Source organism: Pandoraea thiooxydans (genome assembly GCF_001931675.1).
GTDB lineage: Bacteria > Pseudomonadota > Gammaproteobacteria > Burkholderiales > Burkholderiaceae > Pandoraea > Pandoraea thiooxydans.
In genome coordinates, this window is the sequence record NZ_CP014839.1 from 1378972 (window position 1) to 1398180 (window position 19209).

The window sequence follows — 19209 nt, forward strand, 5'->3', positions numbered from 1 at the left end:
GCGGGTCAGCGCGACACGACACGCTCCAGCATTGCCACCGCTGCGGCGACGCCGTTTTCCGCTTGCATTAATTCACCCAGCGCTTGGGCGCGACTTCGAACCTTGGTCTGAGCGACGAAGTCCAGCGCGCGCGCGAAGGCCGCGGCTTTGGGCCGTCGTCCATTCACGGCGCACGGTGCGACGCCAGCCAGGCGCAGGCGCTCCGCCCAGAAGAACTGGTCGCCGGCGAAGGGCGTCACGATCGAGGGCACGCCGGCGCGCGCGGCGGAGTGCGAGGTGCCTGAGCCGCCATGATGGATGACTGCCGCCGTGCGCGGGAACAGCCAGTCGTGCGGAGTGTTGCCGATGACGAGGAAATTGCCCGGAAGGCGCCGCGTATCGATGCCGCTCCAGCCGGGATAGAACAGCGCGCGGCGCCCGGCCATCGCTTCGATCAGCGCGTCGAGCAGTCGTTCGTTGTCGAAGCCGGCCATGCTGCCAAAGCCGATATAGACCGGCGCTTGCCCGGCGGCGAGAAAGTTCGCCAGCGCCGGCGGCGGCGTCCACACGGGGTCGGGTGCCAGCCACTGGCCGCACAAGTGTGCGTTGGCGGGCCAGTCGGCGGGAGCGGGCAGCAGGCTGGGCGAGACGCCATAGACCATCGGGTGACTGGACCATACGGCCGTGCGTGGCGGCAGCCCGAAGGCCGCGCGGGCGGCATTGGTTCGGTCGCGGAAAGCCTTCCACAACATCGTATTCACAAAGCGGTGGCTGGCCCGGTTAAGCGGTCGCGGCACCCACCGGGGCGGCAGAAACGGCGACGGGAAAGCGGTGCTCGGCGTGATCGGAATCATGCCGGAACCGATGCCCTGGACGCCCAGGTACTCGGCGGCGCAAAGCCCGACGAACGAGGCCAGCCCCGCGACCAGGATCGCATCGCAACCTTCGCAGGCCTGAACGATGGTGCGCATCCAGGCATCGGCGTTTTCGTTGGCAATATTCGCCAGCGCGCGTGCGGTGCCGTTAAATCCACCGCCCTTGGCGACCACGCCGGCGATCGCATGGTCCGCGCCAAGCGTGCCGCGGATGTCGCCGGCCAACGCGGTAGTCGGCACACCCAGCGCCTGAGCGCTGCCGAGCGTGGCGGCATCGGCGAGCAGCCGAGCCTCGTGGCCGGCATCGATCAAGCCTCGGCACAGCGCGGCGAACGGTCGCGCGTCGCCCTCGGTGCCATACGTCGCAACAATGAACTTCATCAGCTTTTCTTCCTGGGTTTGGGCGATGCCTTGGCCGGCGCACTGGCTGGGCTCGCTGCTCCGTGCAGGAACAATTCGACGGTTGCGTTGAATTCTTCGCGCAGTCTCAGGCTCGGGTCGGCAAGCCAGCGCAGCATGGCGCCGAGGTAGAGGTGGTGGAACGCAATGGCGAGGCTTTCCGCATCCAGATCGTCACGAATGTCGCCTGAAGCTTGCCCGCGCCGGATCAGCCAACCGAAAGTGTCGACGATGTCGCTCAATTGCTCGCTGTCGTGCGAGGCAGAGGGCACTGCGCCGATACCAAGGAACCGGAAGCGCAGGTAGGGCGCGAGATAGTCCGGATGGGTCTCGCACCAGTTGGCCGAGTGGTCCAGCACAAACCGCGCGCCTTCGGCGAAGCCGGGCCGGGTCTGCAGCGCCTCGTGCAGCATCGCCAGATTCGTCGCGAGTTCCATATGCAGCCAATGCGCGAGCACCGCCTCCTTGACCGGGAAATGGTTGTACAGCGTGCCCTTGGCCACGTCCGCCGCGGCGGCGATCAACTCCATGGTCACCGCCTCGTAGCCGTGGGCCTCGAATAGATCGGCAGCGGTGCGTGCAAGGTGCGCCATGGTTTGCAGGCGCTTGCGGTCTCGACGGCCTGAGGGCGGCGGCGTGGGCATGTGAGTTATAAATTTGAACGATGTTCAATATTGTGCATCGTTCATGAATTATGTGCAACACGAAGCATGGCGGTCGATGCGGGCGAAATCTGTCCGGCGGCGCGTTCGCCATGACACGGCAGCCGGTTTCGCGCGCTGGTCTGCCCCGATCCCGACCCGCTCGCTACGTTTTCAACACCCTGCTAGTGCAGATGCCGCAGCTTGTCCGGATTGCGCACCACGTAAATGGCGCGCACCTTGCCGTCCTCGATTTCGAGGGCGGTCGTCTGCAGTTCGCCGTCGGCCTCGCGCGTGATGAAGCCCGGCAGGCCGTTGATCAGGCACGCGCGCACGAAGGTCGAGGCGTGCTCGCGGAACAGGTCGGCCAGGCGCGCGTGCACCGCCATCACCGCTTCGAAACCGAGGACCGGGTGGCCAGCGGCCGATCGCTTGCCGCCGCCGTCCGCATGGATGCTCACGTCGGCGGCCAACAGCGCGCCGAGCGCACTCATGTCGCCGCTGCGCGAAGCCGCGAAGAACGCCTCGGCGAGCTTCAGGCCGTGCTGCTTCTCGACCTGAAAGCGCGGGCGTGATTCCCGCACATGGGCGCGCGCCCGGGTCGCGAGTTGACGGCACGCGGCGGGCTCGCGCTGGATGGTCGCGGCGATTTCGTCGAACTCCAGCCCGAACACGTCATGCAGCAGGAACGCCGCGCGCTCGAGCGGCGAGAGACGTTCGAGCGCGAGCATCAGCGGCAGCGTGATGTCGTCCTGCGGGTCTTCCTCCACGACCGGCTCGGGCAGCCATGGGCCGATGTAGGTCTCGCGCTGATGCCTGGCCGACTTGAGCTGGTCGAGGCACAGCCGCATCACCATGCGGCGCAGGTAGGCCTCGGGCACGCGCACCTCGGTGCGATCGGCGTTCATCCAGCGGATGAACGCGTCCTGCACGACGTCTTCGGCGTCGGCCACCGAGCCGAGCATCCGGTACGCGACCCGGATCAGCGTGCGCCGCAGCGGGTCGAAGCTCGCCGCGGCTTGCGTGGTGGGAGGCAGGTCCGTCATTCGGCCGCAACCCTGGCGGCTTTCAGCGCCGCCGGATCGGCCCACAGGCCGAAGCCGACCGCGAGGCGGTTCCAGCCGTTGATGACGTTGACGAGCAGCGTAAGGTTCACCTGTTCCTCCTGACTGAAATGATCGTTGAGCGCGCTGCGCGCGCCGGCCAGCGCATGGCCTTCGCACAGTCGCGTCAGCGCGTCGGTCCAGCCGAGCGCCGCGCGTTCGCGCTCGGAATAGCACGGCGCTTCGCGCCAGGCCGCCAGCAGATACAGGCGCTGCTCGGTCTCGCCTTTGTCGCGCGCATCGGTCGCGTGAATGTTAATGCAGTTCGCGCATCCGTTGATCTGCGACGCGCGCACTTCGACCAGCGCAACCAGGCTGGGCTCGAGGCTGCCGGCCGCGGCCAGCGATGTGCTCATCCAGGTTTTCATCAGGGCGGGGGCGGCGGCGAACGGATCGAGCTTGGCAGTCATGTGACATCTCCTTTGGTGAGGGTTCACCTGACATGACGAGCGGGCGGCCTCGCGTGTGACATCGGCGCGAAAAATTTTTCGGGCACCGCACGGGCCGCGCATGCGTGCGCGCCGGGTTCGACGCATCGGACAAGGGTTAACGCGCATTGCGACTCATGTCGTTTCATATAAACATATATATGACTAAACGACCAAATGATATTTGCCATGCAAATCGACAACCGCTTGCCGCGCTACCAGCGCCTGCGTGACGAGTTGGCCGCACAGATCGCCGAGCGGCGCTGGCGGCCGGGCGAGGCCATTCCCACCGAGCAGGAGCTCGCGCGCAGTTACGACGTTGCGGTGGGCACGGTGCGCAAGGCCGTGGATGTGCTGGTCGCCGAGGGCATGCTCGAGCGCTTTCAGGGGCGCGGCACGTTTGTGCGGCGGGTGAGTTTCGATGGTTCGCTGTTTCGCTTTTTCCGGTTTCAGAGCCGGCTTGGCGAGCGCCGCATTCCGTCGAGCCGCATTCTGAAGCGCGAAGTGCTCGAGGCGCCGTCCGCCGTTTCGTCGGCGCTGCAGATCGCGCCGAATGCCAAGGTGATTCGCATGTCGCGGCTGCGGATCATCGATGACGCCCCGATGCTCGCCGAGGAGATCTGGCTGCCTTACGAGCCTTTTGCCGCCTTCGCCGAGCTCGACCTCGCCGACATCGGCGATCTGCTGTACCCCGTCTACGAGGCGCAGTGCGGCCAGGTGGTCGCATCGGCCAACGAGACCCTGACCGTGGAGACGGTCGATCCGATGCACGCGCGGCTGTTGCGTATCGAGCGCGGCGCGCCGGTGGTGGTGATCGAGCGGCTGGCCTTCGGCTACGACCGTCGCCCGCTCGAATGGCGGCGCTCGCGCGGGCCGGCCAGTGAATTCCTTTACCAGGTCGAGATCCGCTAGAGATCGTCGCGACCGCTGTCAATGATTGAGGAGACCCATGATGTTCAGTTGGTTCAAGCAAATATCGTCGTCCGAAAAGCGTACCTTCTGGGCGTGCTTCGGCGGCTGGGCGCTCGATGCGCTCGACGTGCAGATGTTCAGTCTGGTGATTCCGGCGATCATCGCCGAATGGGCGATCAGTAAAACCCAGGCCGGTTATGTGGGCGGGGCCACGCTGATCGCCTCGGCGGTAGGTGGCTGGATTGCCGGTGCCATGGCCGACCGCATCGGGCGGGTGCGCACCTTGCAGATCACGATCGCGTTTTTTGCAGTGTTTACTTTCGCCTCGGCGTTCGCGCAGGACTACACGCAGTTTCTGCTGCTGAAAACGCTGCAGGGCCTCGGTTTCGGCGGCGAGTGGGCCGCCGGCGCGGTGCTGATGGCCGAGTCGATCCGCCCCGAGCATCGCGGCAGGGCGATGGGCACGGTGCAAAGCGCCTGGGCGGTCGGCTGGGCCGCCGCGGTGCTTCTCTATATGCTGGCGTTTTCCGTGATGCCCGCGCATATGGCCTGGCGCGCGATGTTCGCCGCCGGTATTTTGCCCGCGCTGCTCATTCTTTACGTGCGCCGTCATGTCAAGGAGCCCGAGGCGCCGCGCCAGGCGGCGCGCAACGCCGGCAACCGCGACGACAGCGCGCCGCTGGTCGGCATCTTCTCGCCGCGCATGCTGCGCATGACGCTGGTCGGCGCGCTGCTGGGCGTGGGCGCGCACGGTGGCTACTATGCGCTGATGACCTGGCTGCCGACTTACCTGAAGACCGAGCGGCACCTCTCGGTGCTCGGCACCGGCGGGTATCTGGCGGTGATCATCTTCGCGTTCTTTTGCGGTTGCGTGGCCAGTTCTCACTTGCTCGACCGCATTGGCCGGCGCGGCACGATCCTGTCGTTCGCGATTTGCTGCGTGGCCACGGTGCTGATCTACCTGTTCCTGCCGCTCGGCAACGCCGCGATGCTGGTGCTGGGCTTTCCGCTGGGGTTTTTCGCCGCGGGGATTCCGGCCAGCATGGGCGCGCTGTTCAGCGAGTTGTATCCGCGCGGCGTGCGTGGCACGGGCGTCGGATTCTGCTATAACTTCGGACGCGTCGCGTCGGCCGCTTTCCCGGTGCTGGTCGGGCATATGGCTGCGAGCATGCCGCTGGGCTATGCGATCGGGATCGATGCGGCGATTGCCTATAGTATCGTCGCGCTGGCCGTGCTGATGCTGCCCGAGACGCGCGGGCGCTCGCTGGCCGAGAGCCTGCCCGGCGGCGAGCCGGCGCAGGCAGCCACGGCCGGCCATCAGGCCCGCTACTGAGGCGCGCGGCGCTGCAGCCGCGCCGTGAGAGACTTCAATATGCCGGTGCGGCGGGTCGTTGGCCCGCCGCACCGACGATGTTTATGCAAAACGTATCGACCATGCTGGAGATTTCCGACTCGCTCGCCTGCGCGGCTTCGCCGCGTGCCGAAGCCATCACGGCCATCGATACGCACGCGCACGTGTTCGTGCGCGATCTGCCGTTGGCGCGGCAACGCCGCTACGCGCCGGGTTACGACGCGCCGCTTGGCGCCTATCTGGCGCAACTGGATGCGCACGGCGTGTCGCATGGGGTGCTGGTGCAACCCAGTTTTCTGGGAACCGACAACGCCTATTTGCTGCAATCGCTCGCCGCGCAACCGGAACGGCTGCGCGGCATCGTGGTGATCGACCCGCTCGAGGCCGCCGCGGATGCGCAGCGGCTGCAGCGATGGGCGCGGGCCGGCGTGGTCGGCATTCGCCTGAATCTGCTCGGCATGCCCGATCCCGATTTCGCTGCCGCCGCGTGGCAAACGCTGCTGCCGAGCCTGGCGGCATTGGGCTGGCAGATCGAATTGCAGTGCGAAGCGTCGCGGCTGGCCCGGTTGGTTCGGCCGCTGCTCGAACACGGCCTGGACGTCGTGATCGACCATTTCGGCTTGCCGGATCCGGCGCAAGGCGTCACCGACCCGGGCTTTCGTTATTTGCTGACGCTGGGCGCGACGCGGCGGGTCTGGGTCAAGCTCTCGGCGGCGTACCGCAGTGCCGCGGGCGTCGCCGGCGAGGCAATCGCACGCGCGGCGACGCCGCTGCTCAGGCACGCCTTCGGGCCCGAGCGCCTGCTGTGGGGCAGCGATTGGCCGCACACCCGCTTCGAGACCACGGTGGACTATAGCCAGGCTTGCCGCGCGATACAGGCGCTGCTGCCCGATGCCGACGAGCGGCGCGCGGTGCTGGTCGATACGCCGGCCCGACTCTTCAGGTTCGGTTGAGGCGGCGGGGCGCCCTGCCGCCAGACGCTTGCGCCCGCCTGCCGATTTTCGCGGCGAATGGCGTCGGGCAGGGTAATACAGGGTCGCGCGCCAGGCATACAGGGCTATAATGGCAGGCTTTCGCCTTTCCCCCCGAAACCATGCAATTGCGCTACCTGATGGATCAACGGACATTCCAGCGCGCCTACCGGCTGTGGCTCCACTATGGCATTTTCTGGCTTGGCGCCATTGCGGTGGGTCTGATCGCCGTGCTTTACGCTGAATTGATCGACGTCGGTTATGCCGCATTCCTGCATGTCGCCAAACATTATCCGTGGCTGCCGCTGCTGGTCACGCCCGCGGTCAGCGCGGCGTGCGTGTGGATCACGCTGAAATTCTTCAAGGGCTCCGAGGGCAGCGGTATCCCGCAGGTGATCGCGATGCTGCACGGGCCGGCCGAGCTGGGCGAGCGGCTGCTCACGATCCGCATTCTGATCGGCAAGATTCTGGTGTCGTTTCTTGCGATTCTCGGTGGCCTGACGATTGGCCGCGAGGGTCCGACCATTCACGTCGGTTCGGCGTTGATGTATAACCTGCGCCGCTTCTATCCGAAGCGCTTCCGTGCGATGCGCGGCGTCGCGCTGGAGCGGCGGCTGGCGCTGGCCGGCGCCGCGGCAGGATTGTCGGCCGCGTTCAATGCGCCGCTGGCCGGGGTGGTGTTCGCCATCGAGGAATTGACCCGCAGTTTCGAGCAGCGTACCAGCGGGGTGCTGATCACCGCGATTATCTTCGCCGGTATCGTCTCGCTGGGTCTGCAGGGCAACTACACTTATTTCGGCACCATCAATATCGGCTCGCGCTTTCCCGATCTGCTGGTCGTGGCCGTGGCGATGATCGGCGTGCTCGCGGGCTGCGCCGGCGGCATCTTCTGCTGGCTGCTGCTCAATACCTCGCGCTGGATGCCGGCCTCCGTGTTCGCGCTGCGCGCCAAGCGCCCGGTTTACTTCGGCGCCCTGTTCGGTCTGGTGATCGCCGTGGTCGGCGTGGCCTCGGGCGGCCACACGTTCGGCAGCGGCTACGCCGAAGCGCGCTCGATGCTGGATCAGCGCGGTCACTTCACGGTGTTTTACCCGGCGCTCAAAATGGTGTCGATGGTCGGCTCGTATTTGCCGGGCTCGCCGGGCGGGCTGTTCGCGCCGTCGCTGGCAATCGGCGCAGGCATCGGCAATACGCTGCACCTGGTGTTTTCGCAAATGCAGTTGCCGATGCTTATCGCGCTGGGCATGGTCGGCTATCTGGCCGCCGTCACGCAGAGCCCGATCACCGCGTTCGTCATCGTCATCGAGATGATCAACGGTCACGCGCTGGTGATCGCGCTGATGGCCACCGCGCTTATCTCCAGCCGCGTCTCGAGCTTCTTTGCGCCGCCGCTGTACGAGGCGCTGTCGGAGCGCTATCACAGTAACGAGCACAAGCAACCGGCAGCATGACCGGCGCTCACCAGGGCACGACGCGGCCGAGATAATCCAGATACTGCAACCCGGGGCGGTCCTGCTGCGTCTCGATGACGCTCACCAGCGCGGGAATGCTCTCGTCGATGCTCAGGCGCGCATCGGGCCCGCCCATATCGGTGCGTACCCAGCCAGGCGCCATCAGCAACAGGGCGCGTGAGTCGCCGGCGTGGCGCGCGGCAAAGCTGCGCATGAACATATTGAGCGCGGCCTTGCTGCCGCGATAGACCTCGTAGTTGCCGTTCTGGTTGTTGGCGACGCTGCCCTGACCGGACGACATTACGCCGATCGTGCCGTCCGGCGCGACGAGATCCTCGAACGCCTCGACGACTCGCATCGGCGCCAGCGCGTTGGTCACCATCACACGAACGAACTCCCCGGTCGAGACATCGGCGATCGTCTCGCGATCATCGTTCTTGACGCCCGCATTCACAAACAGCAGGTCCAGCCGGCGCGTCGCCAGGCGTGTGCGCAAAGCCGCGATTTCGTCTTCGCGCGTGATGTCGACGGTCTCGACTTCGAGCATGCCGGCGCCATCCTGGGCGAGGCGGCGCAAGCGTTCCGTCGAGTTCGCCCGGGCGGTGGCGATAACCCGCCAGCCCCGCTTCAGGTATTCCTCGACCATGGCAAACCCGAGCCCACGGGAGGCTCCGACGAGCAGGGCGGTTTTATGCGGCGATGGATGTTGCATGGGCGACTCCTTGGGGACAAGACGGCTTCGCGCAGGCGGCCGACGCATGGTCGGCGGCAACGTGGAGCGAGCCGGCCCGGCCAATATAGCGACGCGCCGGCCATGGCGGAAGGCGCGGCGGATGCACTGCTTGCATGCGTCACACGCCATGTCCGCCGGCCGGGCGCCCCGGCCCATGGCTGCGTGCTAGGATTCGCGCATGGCTGAACTCGATTTGAACCTGCTCGTCGCGCTCGATGCGCTGCTCGCCGAAGGCAGTGTCGCGGGAGCGGCGCGCCGGCTGGGCCTGAGCGCCTCGGCCATGAGCCGCACGCTGGCCCGCCTGCGCGCGGCCACCGATGATCCGTTGCTGGTGCGCGCGGGGCGCGCCATGGTGCCCACGCCGCACGCCCAGACGCTGCGCGAGCGCGCCCGGGATGCGCTGCAGCAGGCTCGCACCGTGCTGCGGCCCGCGGCGACGGAAGTCGATTTGCCGGCGCTGGATCGCACCTTTGTGATCCGGACCAACGAGGGTTTCGTGGAAGTTTTTGGCGCATCGCTCATCGCGGCAGTCACCGCGGCCGCGCCACTGGCGCGCTTGCGCTTTGCCGCCAAAGCGGAGAAGACTGCGACGCCCTTGCGCGAAGGAGCGGCCGACCTGGAGGTCGGCGTGCTGGGCGAGATGGGGCCGGAAGTGCGCGTGCAGGCGCTGTTTCGCGATCGCTTCGTGGGTGTCGTCAGAAGCGGGCATCCGCTCGCCGCCGAGGGCGACGTGACGCTGGCGCGCTACCTGGCATTCGGCCACGTGGTCGCGTCGCGCCGGGGGCGTGCGAGCGGCCCGGTGGACGCGGCGCTCGCGGCATTGGGTTCGGCACGCACCGTGACGGCTATCGTGCCGAGTTTTTCAGCGGCGCTGGCCGTGGCTCGCGCCTCGGATCTGGTGGCGCTGGTGCCGGCCTCGATCCTGCGCGCGCAGCCGGCCGGCGCGGGCGATGGCGCGGCGATACACGCGTTCGAGCTGCCGGTGGCCACCGAGGCCATCACGGTTTCGTTGATGTGGCATCCGCGGCTGGAGGCCGACCCGGCCCACCGTTGGTTGCGGCGGTTGTTTGTTGCGGTCTGCCGGCAGCAGGAGCCGGGCTGATCAGCGCCCGGGCGAGAGCAGCGCCTCGAACCCGGGGGCGACTTTGGTCGCGTCGAACTCGATGACCTGATATTGCGCAACCTGCTCCCGATGAAAGGGATCCTCGGCGAGCACGGCGTCGAGTTCCGGCCGAGATAGCCCGTGGGCGAGAATGGCGCCTCCCACGCGCGGCACCTGGGGCCCGGAGGCCACGAAGTGTCCGGCCGCATAGTGACGCGCCAGATAATCCCTGTGTTCCTGGACGTGGCCCTCGACCACCTCGATGGGTTTCACGTAGCGAAGCAAAACAATAAACATCGATTTCTCCTTGGGCTGCCGGAACAACGCTTCCGGGACCCCGGTTCGTCTCGGCCGGCAGGGGGTTGCTGGCGCTCTCCAGCGCTTTGCCGTGCCTGCCGGCGATGCAGATCGACCGGATCGGGGCACGGCTCCCGTACAGTTCGGCATTCTATCCTTTTGCCGCGAATATGCCGCTGCCGGTCAGCAGTTGCAGCGCCACGGTGCGCTCGGCGATCTGTTGGGCGTTGGCCTGCAGGGCCAGTTGCTGGTCGAGCAGCGCCTGCGCTTGCCGCTGTGCCTGCGGCAGGGTGATTTCGCCGGAGCGCAGCGCGGCGCCGGCCGCCTGTGCGGCGCTTTGCAAGGCGGGCAGGGAGGCCCGCAGTGAGGATTGTTCCTGTTGCAGGATGGTCAGGTCGGCCAGCGCTCGCGCCACCTCCGTATGCGCCTGCTGCAGGCGCACGCGATAGGCATCGTAGAGCGCGCGGCGCGTGGCGCGCTCTACGGCGATCCTGCCGGGGCTGCCGTTGAGAATCGGCAGGCTGAAGTCGATGGCGAATCCCAGGGTATGCACGTTGGAGGTGTCGCGCGCGCGGGAGAGCGTCACGCCCACCGACGGGAACTGCGACAGCACGGCCTTGCGCAGCGTCTGCTCCTGGCTTGCATAGCCGGCGCGCAGGGCCATCAGGTCGGGCCGGATTTTTGGTAGCCGGTCGAGCGAGCCGGCTGCTGCGCGCACCGCCGCGGGGTCGAAGCGGGGTAATCCGGCGAGGCTCAGCGCCTGCCCGGGCGGCAGTCCGAGCATGGCGTCGAGCTCGCCTTGCCTGGCCGCGCGCTGGCGCGCGTCGGCGGCCAGTTGTTGCTGTACGGTGCTCAGTACGATCAGATCGGCGTCGGCCGTTGTGCGCGGCGCGATGCCGGCCGCCGCGGCGGCGCGCTCGCGCCCCAGCCGCGCGGCAATGGCGCGGCGGCGCGTCTGGAGCAACCGGTCGCGCTCGCGCAGCCCGACCAGGGCGATGTAGTCGAGCTCGGCCGCCGATGCGGTTTGCCATTCCTGCCACAGGATGCCGAGGTCGACCGCCCGCACGTGCTCGCGAGCGGCCGAGACTGCCGCGCCGCGCGTGATCAGTTGATCGAGATCGAGACTCAGGCCGAGGTTGTAGGCGGTAGTGGTGGCGTCGGATTGTCCTTGCGGAATGTCGCGCTCGGCCGAAAATTTCGGCACGGGCAGCAAGCCGGCGGCGAACGCCTGGGCGCGTGCCACGCCGGCCCGGTCGCGCGCGGCCTGCAGGCGCGGATCGTTGAGTACCGCCAGCGCGGCCACTGCCGAGATGTCGAGCGGCGCTTGCAAATCGATGCGTTGCGCGGCAAGCGCGGGCAGTGCGAGCTCGCGCGTGGTCACGCGCGGGCCGGCGGCGCTGTCGCGCCAGGCGACGTTGTTCGGCAATGGTTTCGGGGTATAGGTCGCACAGGCCGCCAGCACGCCGCACAAGGCAAGCGCCGGGCCGATGCGCAGCAGGCGCGGGACGTTCATCGGCTTCATGCCGGCTCCTTGCGTTGCGCCACGCGTGCGAGTTGCTTGCGCCGCCAGTGCAGGTACAGCGCCGGAATCAGGTTGGTGCTGCGCACCGCGCTCCAGATCAATCCGCCGAGAATCACGACGGCCAGGCCCTGCTCGGGGGCGGCGCCCTCGCCGAGTCCGAGCGCGGTCGGCAGCATTCCCAGCATGGCGGTGATGGCGGTCAGCATGATCGGGCGAAAGCGCACCTGGATGGCCTCGCGCACGGCTTGCTCCACCGGCATGCCGGCGGCCTCGTTGTGGCGCACGCGGTCGAGCAGGACGATGCTGTGCCGCAGGCCGATGCCGATCAGCGTCAGAAAGCCGATCATGCCGGTGGCGTTCAGGCCCACGCCGCTGACCACCAGCGCAACCGTGCCGCCGGTCAGCGCAAGCGGAATTTCGAGCAGCAGGATGGCCGGTATCAGCAGGCCGTCGAATTGCAGCAGCAGAATGCCGACCATGATCGCGAACGCCGTCAGCGCGGCGACCAGCAGCCCCAGCGCCGCCTGTTCGATCTGCGCGTAGAGCCCGCCGAAGGCGATCCGGTAGCCGGCCGGCAGGTGCACGTCGGCCAGCGCGTGCCGCACGGCCGCGATGGTGCTGCCGATCGGGCCGTTGGGCGTGGCCAGGATGTCGAGCGCGCGCGCGCCGGCGATGTGTTCGATCTGGTTGGGGGTGTTGCCGAGTTCGATGCGTGCGAGCTGCGACAGCGGGGTCCAGCCGCCGGGCGTGCGAATCGGCAGCGAAGCGAGTTGCTCCATGCTGCGCTGCGGCGCGTCGGCCAGCCGCAAATAGAGCGCCAGCGGCACGTTGCCCTCGGGCACGCGGCTGATGATGCTGCCGTTGATCAGCGCGTCGAGCTGCGTGTAAAGGGAGGCCGGCGTCATTTTGTGAGCCGCCAGCGCCTGGGTGTCGGGCTCGATTTGCAACTGCGTGACCGGGTAACCGTCGTTGTTGAAGACGTCGCTCAGCGCGGGTATTTGATGCAGTTTGGCGGCAATGACCTCCGAGAGCTTGCGCAGCTGCGCGACGTTGCTGCCGAACAGATGAATCACGAACGGCTGCGGCAGGCCCGACAGGCTCTCGCCGACCCGCTCGATGGTGGGCGTATCGACCGCGAGCTGCACGCCGGGCAGTTGCGATTCGCGCTGGATGCGCTCGCCGATCGCATCGAGCGCATTGACGCTGACGCCGGGCTTGAGCACCACCTGGATTTCACCCGCGTAGGCCGGCTCCGTATAGGACGTCGAGGAGGCCGAACCGATGCGCGCATAGACATGCGCGACGGCCGGGTCCTTGAGCAGGCTTTGGGTAATGGTGCCGACCGCCGCGCGCGTGTCGAGCAGCGAGCTGCCGGGCGGCAGCGTGAAAGACTCGAGCAGCGCTCCCTCGTTGGGTAACGGCAGGAAACTGATCGGCACCAGCACGAGCCCCACCAGGCTCAACGCCAGCACGCCGAAGGTAATCGCCAGGCTGGTGCGCGGCGCGCGCGCCACCCACTGAAACAGCTTCTCGTTGGCCTGCTGCAGGCGCCGCAGCAGGCGCTGCCCGCCGCTGGTGCCGGCGCTCGGCCTGGCGCGCAAAAAGCCCAGGCTCAGCGGCGTGAAAGTCAGCGAGACCAGCAGCGAGGCCAGCAGCGCCAGAATCATTGCCAGCGAGAAGGGAATGAAGAACAGGCCCACCAGACCGCCGACGAACAGCAGCGGCACGTAGATCGCGATGTTGGTCAGCGTGCCGGTGATGTCGGGAATCACGATCGACTTCAGGCCGGCCCAGATACCGTCCCAATGCGCGTCGCCCTGCTCCCAGCGGTGATAAATGCTCTCGAGCACGATGATCGCATCGTCGGCGAGCAGGCCGACGGCGACCGTCAGCGCGCCGAACGTCATCAGATTCAGGTCTTGTCCGAAGGCGTGCAGGGCGGCAATGGCCAGCGCCAGCGAGAGCGGGATACTGGTGGCCAGGGCGACGATGCCGCGCCCGGCGCCCAGCACCCAGAACAGCACCAGCACCGCGAGCGCCGCGCCGATCAGCAGGTTGCGGCCCAGATCGGTGCCTACCAGATGCACCAGATGGCCCTGGCTGTAGGTGCGCACCCAATGAACGCCGGACGGCAACTGCGGCAGCGTCTGCTCGAGTGTGCGTTGCACCGCGCCGGTGACCGCCAGCGTGGAGGCGCCTGGCTGCTTGACGATGGTCAGCGCGATGCTGGGGCGGCCGTCCAGCGCGACGGCATTGTGCGTCGGCACGCCGGCGCGCACGATGCGCGCCAGTGCGCTCAGCGATATGACCCCGTGCGGCGTCGTCACCGGCACCCGCTCGAGCTGCGCGATGTGCACCGGCAGGTGGCGCGCCTCGATCAGCACGTCGTTGTGGCCCATGGTCACGAAGCCGGCCGGCTCGAGCAGCACCTGCGCCTTGACCGCCCGCGCCAGCGCCGTCACCGGCACGCCATAGCGCCGCATCGCGTCGAGATCGGGCTGAATCCAAAGCGCCTCGTCACCCGTGCCGAACACATGCACGAATTGCACCCCCGGGATCGCCCGCAGCGCCGGCACGACGTTCGCGCGCACCGCTCGCTGCACCTGTGCGGGTGCGACGTCGGCTGGAATCTGCGCGGTGTAGTCGGCCACCTCGTTGATCGCATTGCCCATGATCTGCGCGACCGGATCGACCTGCGGCGGCAAATCGGGGCGGGCCCGATCGAGCGCGCCGTTGATGCTTTGCAGATCGAGCTGCGCGTTGCTGCCCTGGCGAAACCGCACGTCGATCTCGACCGTGCCGTTGCCCATCGTCGAGCGCACGCTGGCGAGGTTGGTCAGCGTCAGGATCTGGCTCTCCAGCGGATTGACCACCAGCCGCTCGAGCTCGGTGGCGGTGGTGCCCGGCAGGTGCGCTGTGACGCTGACTTGCGGAAAGTCGAACTGCGGCAGTACTTCGACAGGGGTATGGACGAACGCGTAGGCGGCATAGAGCAGCACCCCGCCGAGCACGAGCAACCATAGTACCGGGCGCTGCAGCACGCGCGATAGCGAGACGTTCCTGTTCATGACGGCTTAGTCCGGCGGCTGATACGAGTGGGCGATGCCGCGGTGATACTCGAGGAAGGCGTCCTGCGCGACGACCTGTTCGCCGGGCCGCAGGCCCGAGGCGATCCAGGTCTGCCATCCGCGAGTCGGGCCGGGCACGACCCGGCGCGGCTCGTCGCCGTGCGCGGTGCGCACCATCACCCACCAGTTGCCGCGATCGAGAATCAGCGACGCGGTGGGCACCGCGAGCATCGCCCGCGGCGCGCCGTCGAGCGTGACCGTGCCCCATTGGCCGCTCGCCCACGGTACGGCACCCGCGGCCCGCGCGGGGCTCAGCCCGACTTGCGTGCCGCCGTCGGCGTCGAGTGCCGCGCCGACCGTGGTGACCTTGACCGCGAGCGGCGTGCCGCCGCCGGCCGGCTCGAAACGGCCGCTCATGCCCACATGCACCGCCGCGGCGTCCACGCCGAAGTATTCGGCGCGAATCCAAAGCTTGCCGGCCGGCTGCAGGGTCAGCAGCGTCTGACCGGGCGTGAGCTCCTCGCCGTCGGCGGCCTGCACGGAGACCACTGCGCCGGCGGTGGGCGCCTTCAAGACCTGCAGATCGCGGGCTTCGTCGAGCTGGGCCTGCGCGGTTTGCCGGGCCGCTTGCGCGGCGGCAAGTTCGCTGGCCGCGGCGTCCACCGCCTGTCGGGTGCTCAGTTGCGCCGCGAGCTGGCGACGCGCGATCGCCAGCGCCTGGCGCGCCGTATCGAGCCGTGCCTGGGCACTGCGCACGGCGCTCTCGCGTTGCGTGAGCAAGGCCTGCATGCGCGTGCCGGTGAGTCTGGCGAGGACTTCGCCGACGCTTACCACGCTGCCCGGCAGCACGCGCAGCTCACGCACTACCCCGGCATTGACCACGCGAACCTTGACCATCGCGGTGGGCACGACCTGGCCGTAGGCGCTCAGGCGCGGCGAGAATGTTTTGGCTTGCACGGTCACCGCGGCCGGCGCTGGCGTGGCGGCAGCCTGCGCTGCAGCGGCGGCGTGCGTCAGGCCCGCGCCGCCCAGGCAGAGCATGGGAGCGAGCAGCCACGCGGCCGTCGCGCGCCGTTGGCGAATCGGCAGATGAGTTTTCAAAATGTCCAGGCGAGTAATGGATGCAGAATGCGTTCGCCGTAGAGCGCGCCGAGTATGCCGGCGGCCATCAGCAGGCATATGAAACGTGCCTCGATCTGCAGGAAGCGGGTCATCGCGCGAGGTGCCGCCGGGGCTTCGGCCAGCGGGGCCAGCAGCAGGGCAACGCGTCGTTGCAGCGCTTGCGGGTCGCCCGTCAGGCAGGCATGCGCGCTCAGATGCGTGCGACTGCGCCGCGCCTGTGCTTCGGCGCCCGAGGCCGAGCGCCGCAAGGTGCTCAGCAACGCGGCGGCCAGCGCCGTGCCGGAGGCGCCATGCCGCCGCGCCTCGTCGTCGCGCGCCAGCTCCAGCGCCTCGAGCCAGGAATCGAAACGCTGCCGCGCGCCTGGCCACGGCCATTGCAGATCGGTCGCAAGCTGGGCCAGCCAGATGCGCAGCGGATCGCGGTGCTCGACGTGCGCCTGTTCATGGCGCCAGGCCGCGTCGATCATGTCGTCGTCGAGCGTCTTGGCAAGAAACGGAGAGAACAGAATTTGCGGCCGCAGCAGGCCGACGGTGCAAACGCCGGTGCCCGCATCGAAAGGCTCGCGCGTGAGCGCCCAGACCGCGCGCAGCGCCGCGCGCCACACCACCACGGCAAACGGCACGCATGCGCCGATCAGCACCCAGCGATCGAGGTGGTCGTGCACCGGATCGGGTTCGCGCAGCGCCCAGCCGCACAGCCAGGCGGCGACCATCAGCGCGGGCATGACCGGCAGCCACAGGCGCAGCCAGGCGCGGCGTTCGGCGCTGCGGCCATCGGGCGCGGGCGTCGTGCGCAGCGATATCATCGCGAACGGCTGGACCGCCAGGCCGCCGAACAGGATCAGCAGAACCGTCAACAGCGATTCACGTTCCATGGCCCGGCCCTCGTTTGGCTTGGATGGCGCGCTCGAGGTCTTCGAGCAGCACCGGATCGATCTCGTCGACCGCGTCGACCAGGGCGGCCACTGCCGCATGCGGCGCCGCGCCGAGAAAGCGGGTCATCAGATGACGTGCGCGGGCGCGCTCGACTTCCTGCTGATTGACGGCCGGGCTGTAGACGAAACCGCCTGCCTCGCGACGGCGCTCGATCAGGCCCTTCTCGCGCAGCCGGTCGACGACTTTCGCGGTGGTCGTGTAGGCGCGCCCGGCGGGCTCGCCCAGGCGCTCGTGCAAGGTTCGGACGGATCCCGTGCCGAGCTGCCAGAGCAGGCTCAGCACCGCGTATTCCAGATCGTCGGCAGGGAGTCGATAACGTGTCATGCGGCGATGTTACGACGTTCGTCGTAAATTGGTCAAGCGCCTATACTTGCCCTATCGCAGCGCTCGCCATGGGGAGGCGGCATGTCGCGCATTCTGGTCGGTACCGCCTCGTGGACGGACAAGTCGCTGGTTGCCTGCGGACGTTTCTATCCGCCGGAAGCGAAAACACCCGCGGCGCGGCTGCAGTTCTATGCAAGCTGCTTTCCGGTGGTCGAAGTCGACAGCGCCTACTACGCGCTGCCCAGTGCCCACAACGCGGCGCTATGGGTCGAGCGCACGCCCGCCGATTTCGTTTTTCACATCAAGGCTTTCCGGGCGTTCACGCAGCATCGCACGCCGATCGAGGCGCTGCCGCGCGAGCTGCGCGAAGCCTTGCCGCCCACCGGCAAGACGGACATCTATTACAAGGACATGCCGGCGGCGATCGTCGATCGGCTCTGGGAATATTACCGCGCCGGCATCGCGCCGCTGCACGAGGCGGGGCGCCTGGGTGCGGTGCATTTCCAGTTCGCGCCGTGGGTGCTTTACGGCGGCGCCGCGCTGGACCACATCGAAGCGTGCATGGCGCGGCTGCCGGGGCTGCGCCTGTCGATCGAGTTCCGGCACCGCTCGTGGTTTACTCCGGAGCACCGCGACAAGGTGCTCCGGTTTCTGGCCGACCGCGGGCTGGTGCACACCGTGGTCGATGAGCCGCAGGGTTTCGTCAACAGCGTGCCGGCCATCTGGGAGGTCACGTCGCCCGAATTGGCGGTGGTTCGCATGCACGGACGCAACGCCGCGACGTGGAATCGAAAAGGGCTGAACAGCTCGGCGGCGCGCTTCAACTACGATTACAGCGACGCCGAACTGGCGGAGCTCGCCGGGAAAATCAAGCAACTCGCCGCGCGCAGCCACACGGTGGCGGCATTCTTCAATAACAACTATGAGGATCAGGGGCAGCGCAACGGAAGGACCTTGATGCGCATATTGACTCGTTCGTAGCGCTAAACTACGCGCATATCGACTGCTCCCTGGAATCCATGCCCACGCCTCGCCGCCGCTCCCGTTCGCCTGCTCCGCGTCCCGCGCCGGCCCGGGACGATCCATTGCTCGATCCCGCTTTACTGCGCCGCTTGCTGCGCGCCAAGGACAGGATGGACGCCGCCTCTCACGAGGCTTGGCCGGTGGCCCGTCTGGCGGCGCTTTGCGGTGTCTCGGAAGCATATTTCGCGCGCTCCTTCAAGCGTGCCTATGGGATGCCGCCGCATCGTTACCTGTTGACGCGGCGCATCGAGCAGGCCAACACGTTGTTGCGCGACACCGAACTCAGCATCACTGAAATCGCCTTTGCCACCGGCTGGGAGAGCCTGGGCACCTTCGGCCGCATTTTTCGCGACGTCACCGGCCGCAGCCCCGGTGCCATGCGCGTGGCGGCGAGGGCTGCCGGCGATCGGCTCGACCGCGTACCCGCCTGCGTGCTCAAGGCCGCGCAGCGTCCCGATCTCACCAGCGCAGTTTTGGAGAAGCGCCGTCGCATGGGCGCGGGTACATTGCGGCCATCAACCAAGGAGGTGTCATGATGCAAGGTATCAATGTGGTGGGCCTGTATGTCGACGATCAGGACGAAGCGCTGGCGTTCTATGTCGAAAAACTCGGATTTCGCGTTCATACGGACGTGCGCAACGGCGACTATCGGTGGCTCACGGTCCAGCATCCGGAACAACCTCTGTTTCAACTGGGCCTGTTCGCGCCCGGCCCGCCGGTTCACGATGACGCCACCGCGCTCACCTTGCGCGCGATGGTCGCCAAGGGGGCCATGCCGCCATTGGTGCTCGCGGTGTCGGACTGCCGCGCGAGCTACGCCCGCCTCAAGGCCCGCGGCGTGGAATTCACCCAGGAGCCGGTCGAGCGCTACGGCAGTGTCGACGCGGGTTTTCGCGATCCGGCCGGCAATGGCTGGAAAATGATTCAGATGCCGCCGGGCGCGGCCGAGGCGAACGCTTCCTAGGCGGTTTG

At 67.7% G+C, this 19209-nt stretch carries 19 protein-coding genes; 8 read left to right on the top strand and 11 right to left on the bottom strand.

Annotation, left to right across the window (positions count from 1 at the left end):
- Positions 1-5: 5 nt before the first annotated feature.
- The 4 genes from PATSB16_RS06250 to PATSB16_RS06265 form a co-directional block, all read right to left on the bottom strand.
- Entirely contained in the window at positions 6-1235 is a 1230-nt protein-coding gene (locus tag PATSB16_RS06250; RefSeq protein ID WP_047213205.1) for a glycosyltransferase, read from the bottom strand.
- Positions 1235-1846 (bottom strand): TetR/AcrR family transcriptional regulator, encoded by a 612-nt coding sequence (locus tag PATSB16_RS06255; protein ID WP_237170311.1) that lies wholly within the window; start codon positions 1844-1846, stop codon positions 1235-1237. Before PATSB16_RS06255 ends, PATSB16_RS06250 begins: the two co-directional genes overlap by 1 nt.
- A gap of 233 nt (positions 1847-2079) precedes the next feature.
- A complete protein-coding gene (locus PATSB16_RS06260) occupies positions 2080-2940 on the bottom strand; it encodes a sigma-70 family RNA polymerase sigma factor (protein ID WP_047213209.1) in 861 nt (286 codons plus the stop codon).
- Positions 2937-3407, bottom strand: a complete 471-nt coding sequence (locus tag PATSB16_RS06265; protein ID WP_047213210.1) for a carboxymuconolactone decarboxylase family protein — start codon at positions 3405-3407, stop codon at positions 2937-2939. Before PATSB16_RS06265 ends, PATSB16_RS06260 begins: the two co-directional genes overlap by 4 nt.
- Before the next feature lie 207 nt (positions 3408-3614).
- Here PATSB16_RS06265 and PATSB16_RS06270 point away from each other — a divergent pair, with 207 nt between their 5' ends.
- The 4 genes from PATSB16_RS06270 to PATSB16_RS06285 all read left to right on the top strand — a co-directional run bounded on the left by PATSB16_RS06270 (position 3615) and on the right by PATSB16_RS06285 (position 8110).
- Positions 3615-4337 carry a GntR family transcriptional regulator gene (locus PATSB16_RS06270; protein ID WP_047213211.1) on the top strand — a complete coding sequence of 241 codons (723 nt, stop codon included), beginning with the start codon at positions 3615-3617 and terminating at the stop codon, positions 4335-4337.
- A gap of 40 nt (positions 4338-4377) precedes the next feature.
- Positions 4378-5670, top strand: coding sequence for an MFS transporter (locus PATSB16_RS06275; protein ID WP_047216323.1), 1293 nt, complete (start codon positions 4378-4380; stop codon positions 5668-5670).
- A gap of 77 nt (positions 5671-5747) precedes the next feature.
- Complete coding sequence (locus PATSB16_RS06280) at positions 5748-6641, top strand: amidohydrolase family protein (RefSeq protein ID WP_418303885.1); 894 nt, start codon at positions 5748-5750, stop codon at positions 6639-6641.
- 140 nt (positions 6642-6781) lie between these two features.
- Positions 6782-8110 (top strand): chloride channel protein, encoded by a 1329-nt coding sequence (locus PATSB16_RS06285; protein ID WP_047213213.1) that lies wholly within the window; start codon positions 6782-6784, stop codon positions 8108-8110.
- Between the two features lie 7 nt (positions 8111-8117).
- Here PATSB16_RS06285 and PATSB16_RS06290 read toward each other — a convergent pair whose 3' ends face one another.
- Positions 8118-8822 carry an SDR family NAD(P)-dependent oxidoreductase gene (locus PATSB16_RS06290; RefSeq protein ID WP_047213214.1) on the bottom strand — a complete coding sequence of 235 codons (705 nt, stop codon included), beginning with the start codon at positions 8820-8822 and terminating at the stop codon, positions 8118-8120.
- 199 nt (positions 8823-9021) lie between these two features.
- Between PATSB16_RS06290 and PATSB16_RS06295 the strand changes: the two genes are divergently transcribed.
- A complete protein-coding gene (locus PATSB16_RS06295; RefSeq protein ID WP_047213215.1) occupies positions 9022-9945 on the top strand; it encodes a LysR family transcriptional regulator in 924 nt (307 codons plus the stop codon).
- Here the strand turns inward: PATSB16_RS06295 and PATSB16_RS06300 are convergent, their stop codons facing one another.
- From PATSB16_RS06300 to PATSB16_RS06320, 6 genes are all read right to left on the bottom strand, one after another.
- Positions 9946-10242 carry a YciI family protein gene (locus PATSB16_RS06300; protein ID WP_047213217.1) on the bottom strand — a complete coding sequence of 99 codons (297 nt, stop codon included), beginning with the start codon at positions 10240-10242 and terminating at the stop codon, positions 9946-9948.
- 151 nt (positions 10243-10393) lie between these two features.
- On the bottom strand, positions 10394-11764 hold the full coding sequence (locus PATSB16_RS06305) for a TolC family protein (RefSeq protein ID WP_047213219.1): 1371 nt from the start codon (positions 11762-11764) through the stop codon (positions 10394-10396).
- Positions 11761-14832, bottom strand: coding sequence for an efflux RND transporter permease subunit (locus tag PATSB16_RS06310; protein WP_047213220.1), 3072 nt, complete (start codon positions 14830-14832; stop codon positions 11761-11763). The genes PATSB16_RS06305 and PATSB16_RS06310 overlap by 4 nt, the downstream gene beginning before the upstream one ends.
- Positions 14833-14838: 6 nt before the next feature.
- Positions 14839-15933: an efflux RND transporter periplasmic adaptor subunit gene (locus PATSB16_RS06315; protein ID WP_047213221.1), complete on the bottom strand. Its 1095-nt coding sequence runs from the start codon at positions 15931-15933 to the stop codon at positions 14839-14841.
- The gene (locus PATSB16_RS20820) at positions 15930-16829 is read right to left on the bottom strand and encodes a M48 family metalloprotease (protein ID WP_047213223.1); all 900 of its coding nucleotides are present in this window, start codon (positions 16827-16829) and stop codon (positions 15930-15932) included. The genes PATSB16_RS06315 and PATSB16_RS20820 overlap by 4 nt, the downstream gene beginning before the upstream one ends.
- Positions 16819-17214: a BlaI/MecI/CopY family transcriptional regulator gene (locus tag PATSB16_RS06320; RefSeq protein ID WP_047213224.1), complete on the bottom strand. Its 396-nt coding sequence runs from the start codon at positions 17212-17214 to the stop codon at positions 16819-16821. The genes PATSB16_RS20820 and PATSB16_RS06320 overlap by 11 nt, the downstream gene beginning before the upstream one ends.
- Before the next feature lie 81 nt (positions 17215-17295).
- Here PATSB16_RS06320 and PATSB16_RS06325 point away from each other — a divergent pair, with 81 nt between their 5' ends.
- From PATSB16_RS06325 to PATSB16_RS06335, 3 genes are read left to right on the top strand one after another with little or no spacing between them, the layout of a single operon-like run.
- On the top strand, positions 17296-18195 hold the full coding sequence (locus PATSB16_RS06325; RefSeq protein WP_047213226.1) for a DUF72 domain-containing protein: 900 nt from the start codon (positions 17296-17298) through the stop codon (positions 18193-18195).
- A 38-nt stretch (positions 18196-18233) separates the two neighbouring features.
- Positions 18234-18773 (top strand): helix-turn-helix transcriptional regulator, encoded by a 540-nt coding sequence (locus PATSB16_RS06330; RefSeq protein ID WP_047213227.1) that lies wholly within the window; start codon positions 18234-18236, stop codon positions 18771-18773.
- Complete coding sequence (locus PATSB16_RS06335; RefSeq protein ID WP_047213228.1) at positions 18770-19201, top strand: VOC family protein; 432 nt, start codon at positions 18770-18772, stop codon at positions 19199-19201. Before PATSB16_RS06330 ends, PATSB16_RS06335 begins: the two co-directional genes overlap by 4 nt.
- The last annotated feature ends 8 nt before the right edge of the window (positions 19202-19209 follow it).